The organism is Ferruginibacter sp. (assembly GCF_031391665.1).
In the GTDB taxonomy this organism is placed as follows: Bacteria; Bacteroidota; Bacteroidia; order Chitinophagales; family Chitinophagaceae; genus Ferruginibacter.
Genome location: NZ_JANMUN010000022.1, coordinates 1 through 4027, shown reverse-complemented (window position 1 = coordinate 4027; position 4027 = coordinate 1). Strand labels below are relative to the sequence as shown.

The 4027-nt window shown below is 36.0% G+C and carries 6 protein-coding genes; 3 read left to right on the top strand and 3 right to left on the bottom strand.

Features of this window, described 5'->3' with window-relative positions; all coding sequences use genetic code 11:
• A partial coding sequence (locus ACY651_RS01870; protein ID WP_462249136.1) for a DUF2851 family protein occupies window positions 1-666 on the top strand: 666 nt, incomplete at its 5' end.
• Between the two features lie 315 nt (window positions 667-981).
• Here the strand turns inward: ACY651_RS01870 and ACY651_RS01865 are convergent.
• A complete protein-coding gene (locus tag ACY651_RS01865) occupies window positions 982-1386 on the bottom strand; it encodes an OsmC family protein (RefSeq protein ID WP_462249134.1) in 405 nt (134 codons plus the stop codon).
• A 109-nt stretch (window positions 1387-1495) separates the two neighbouring features.
• Between ACY651_RS01865 and ACY651_RS01860 the strand changes: the two genes are divergently transcribed.
• Window positions 1496-2293 carry a hypothetical protein gene (locus tag ACY651_RS01860; RefSeq protein WP_462249132.1) on the top strand — a complete coding sequence of 266 codons (798 nt, stop codon included), beginning with the start codon at window positions 1496-1498 and terminating at the stop codon, window positions 2291-2293.
• A 3-nt stretch (window positions 2294-2296) separates the two neighbouring features.
• Here the strand turns inward: ACY651_RS01860 and ACY651_RS01855 are convergent, their stop codons facing one another.
• Both ACY651_RS01855 and ACY651_RS01850 read right to left on the bottom strand, forming a co-directional pair.
• Window positions 2297-2809 carry a methylated-DNA--[protein]-cysteine S-methyltransferase gene (locus tag ACY651_RS01855; protein WP_462249130.1) on the bottom strand — a complete coding sequence of 171 codons (513 nt, stop codon included), beginning with the start codon at window positions 2807-2809 and terminating at the stop codon, window positions 2297-2299.
• Window positions 2810-3019: 210 nt separating this feature from the next.
• Window positions 3020-3349 (bottom strand): tRNA-binding protein, encoded by a 330-nt coding sequence (locus ACY651_RS01850; protein WP_462249128.1) that lies wholly within the window; start codon window positions 3347-3349, stop codon window positions 3020-3022.
• 55 nt (window positions 3350-3404) lie between these two features.
• Here ACY651_RS01850 and ACY651_RS01845 point away from each other — a divergent pair, with 55 nt between their 5' ends.
• Window positions 3405-3851 carry an N-acetyltransferase family protein gene (locus ACY651_RS01845; RefSeq protein ID WP_462249126.1) on the top strand — a complete coding sequence of 149 codons (447 nt, stop codon included), beginning with the start codon at window positions 3405-3407 and terminating at the stop codon, window positions 3849-3851.
• Window positions 3852-4027 lie beyond the last annotated feature (176 nt).

Here is a 4027-nt window from a genome sequence, read left to right as displayed (position 1 = left end):
AATATTTTAGCCAAACACAAAAATCAAATTCACCAGTTGGAAGCGTTATTATTTGGTCAGGCTGGTTTATTAGTGGGAGATTTTACTGAAGATTATCCAAAACTATTACAAAAAGAATACCTGTTTCTTAAAAATAAATACCAGCTGCAAAAAATTGAAGCGCCACTTTATTTTTTAAGAATGCGGCCTGCTAATTTTCCTTCGGTTAGGTTGGCGCAATTGGCTATGCTGGTGCATGGCAGCCTGCATTTATTTTCTGCTGTTAAAGAAAGTAAAAGTATTACTGACATAAAAACATTACTGAATGTTACGGCCAACGATTACTGGCATTACCATTACATGTTTGAAGAACAGTCGGCTTTTAAAAAGAAAAATTTGGGTGTACAGATGATTGATAATATTTTAATAAATACGGTGATACCCGTTTTATTTGCCTACGGCCAATACCATAAAGAAAATATTTATAAAGACAAAGCCCTGCAATGGTTGTTGGAAATTACTGCCGAAAAAAATGCTATTACCAAAGGCTTTGCCGCTTTGGGTATTGAAAATAAAAATGCTTTTGATTCGCAATCTTTAATTCAATTAAAAAATAATTACTGTAACAAAAAAAGGTGTTTGGATTGTGCGGTGGGGAATGCATTGTTGAAGAAAAGCCCCTCCTAGCCTCCCCGGAGGGGAGGGAAATGTAGAAGATGGAAGCGAAGATTAAGAAGAAGATTGTATTATTAAACTTACTCCGGAGGAGCAGCAGGTGGGTAGTAAAATCAAGATAAATTTGGAAACCGTTCCGTAGGAACGACATGTGCTTTTGCAAAACATAATTAAAGTTCAATAAAGATTTAATGTTGAAGAGTGCACTTCGTTCCTCAGTGTAAACTCTGCCAATGAAGCCAAATAGCATTTATTAAGTTGGGCTCAAAAAAATAAAAACATAATCTTCTCCTTTTCCCTCCCCTCGGGGGAGGATAGGAGGGGCTTTTACCACCTGTACTCAATATTCACCTCCAAATCGGGATGCAAACTTTTTGCTACCGGGCAATTATCACCTACACGTTTTAGAATGATTTTATCTTTTTCATCAAGATTTAGTGATGCAGGAAAATTTAAAATGACATCAATTTTTCCAATGCGCCTTGGATCGCTGAGCATGTGTTTGGTAACATCTATTTTGGTGTCGGCCAAATTAATGTTCATATCGTTAGCTTTTAATGCCATAGTGGTAACAATGCAGGTGGCCAGGGCTACACAAAGTGTATCGGTGGGGCTAAAGCGTTCGCCTTTGCCACGGTTATCGGTGGGGGCATCGGTTTCTGTAACGGTGCCGCTTTGCAGGTGGGTACATTCGCAGCGTAAATCGCCTTTATAAACAACGGTGGCAGTCATAATTTTATTAATTTAGCTTTTGTTAAATGCAGCGGTTATTTTATCAAAAGTATCATCTTTACCAACTACATCCTATTTTTGTATAAATTTACGTAAATAATAAATAGACATGAAAAAAATACTATTCATCCTGACAGCTTTATCTTTTGGGTTTACAGCAATGGCTCAAGAAAAACCTAATGCTAAAAAAGCTAAAAAAGAAGAGAAGCGTAAACGTATTGATGCTTTGATAAAACAGGAAGAAGAAGGTGTGATTGCGTATAAAAAACAAACGGTGTATGGTGTTAAACTTACCACCGACGGCTATGGTGCTTTTTTAGAAATTGGCAGGGGTAAATCGGTAAAAAAAGCAATGCTGTATCAATTTGAAATCTCGGAACGCAAACATCAAAAAGAAGAAAAATCTCCGAGCTTTGCCAATTTTTCGGCGCCGATTATTTATGGTAAATTAAATTTTTTCTACCCGGTAAAACTGGGTGTACAACAACAAATATTATTGGGTAATAAAAGCAATAAAAACGGCCTGAGTGTAACAGGCAATTTAGGTGGCGGGCTTTGTATTGGTTTATTGCGCCCTTACGAAATTGAGGTAGATAAAAACGGGCAAAGAGTTTATATTGGCTATGATTCGCCGGATAGTTTGCGTTTTGTGGGTGCTTACAACGACCAATCTGCTACTGGTCCAAATTTTGGTACCGGCTGGAAACATTTAAAAGTTACGCCGGGTATTTATATTAAACCAGCTGTACGGTTTGATTATGGCAAATTAAATGAACTGGTTAGTGCTTTAGAAGTAGGGGTGAACGCAGAGTTTTACAGTAAAAAAATTCCGCAAATGCTGTACAATAAGCAAAAGCAATTTTTCTTATCGGCGTATGTTGCTGTGCTTTTTGGTAAGAGAAAATAAATTTTAAAATAAAGTTTGCACACCGTAAGCATATTTGGCTTCATGCTCCAGCAGCCATTTCTTTCTCCATAAATCGCCGCCATAACCAATTAAATCGCCATTGCTGCCAATTACCCTGTGGCAGGGTACAATTATAGAAATACTGTTGTTGCCATTTGCGGTACCTACTGCACGGATGGCTTTTACATTGCCTATGCGTTTACTTAACTCTAAATAACTTATAGTTTTTGCATAAGGGATATTGCAAAGTGCTGCCCAAACGGTTTGCTGAAAATTGGTACCAACCTGCAATGTGTGCATGCTGAATACTGTTCTTTTACCTGCAAAATATTCATCTAATTGTTTAATACAATTTTTTATTACGGGAGATTTGGGTGATACAAAATTAATTTCTGCTTCATTTATTTTATTGCCTTTCCAGCTGTTTAAAAAAAATACATCCGAAATAGCATTGCCCGTACTGCGTATTTCCAGCACACCTAAAGGAGATTGATAAAAAACTATTTCGATGTTCATGTACTTTTATTTAACCTGCAATTAGTTATTATTATAACATAGATAATTGAGTAAAAATTTTATCAATTGCCTTGCCCTTCAGGGCAGGGATAAAATTTGTAGTTGTATTAGGCTTTAGCCAAAATTTGTTGGGCTAAAGCCCATTAGTAAAAATCCATTAATCACCGTCCTGAAGGACGGTGCAATTCACTGATGTGGTAAAGAAAACTATCACCCAATCTTACAACCATTTTTTACCTGCAGCGATGGTTGCAATAAAACCACATCACTGTTTTCATTATACACACCCAGCACCAAACACTCACTGAAAAAATTTGCAATTTGCTTTACAGGAAAATTTATTACTGCTATTACCTGTTTGCCTACTATATTTTCTTTTTTATACAATGCTGTTATTTGTGCCGAAGATTTTTTAATACCTAACTCTCCAAAATCTATGGTGAGTTGATAAGATGGTTTTCTTGCATTGGGAAAATCATTTACTTCCAATATGGTTCCCACCCTCATATCTACTTTTTCAAAATCGCTCCAGCTTATCATTTTGTATTTTTTATAATAAAGAAAAGAAGTATTATTGATAACTAAATTAAGTAAAATGCTGGTAGAAATTAAAAAAGCTATTATTGAAGATGTAAAATATGCTGCGCCATTATTTGATGCATACCGCATGTTTTACAAACAGCCCTCCAATATTGAAGCAGCAAGTGATTTTTTATTAGAAAGAGTAACCAATAACCAATCGGTAATTTTTATTGCTTTTGCTGATGGTAATGCAGTTGGCTTTTGCCAGTTGTATCCTGTATTTTCTTCGGTTGGGTTACAACGCACCTGGTTGCTAAACGATTTGTATGTTGATGCAAATGTACGTGGGCAAGGCATTGCTGCTGCTTTACTGAAACAGGCAAAAGAATTTGGGATGGAAACCAGTGCAAGATGGTTGCTGTTACAAACTGGGGCAGATAATGTTACGGCGCAATCTGTTTATGAGAAGAATGGATGGAAGAGGGTAGAGGATTATTTTTATGAGCTGGGGTTGGGGTGATGTGTTTTTTCTGTTTCCTTTATTTGCCGGAGTAGTATAACTCAATTAATTGTTTTTTACTTAAATTAATCATTGATAAAGTAATATTTTTCATTTTCCCTTCTTGCTGTGTTTTAGAAAATTTATTTAGTAAGCCATTTGCTTCTGCATTTTTGCTCAGCATTATTAAATTTACT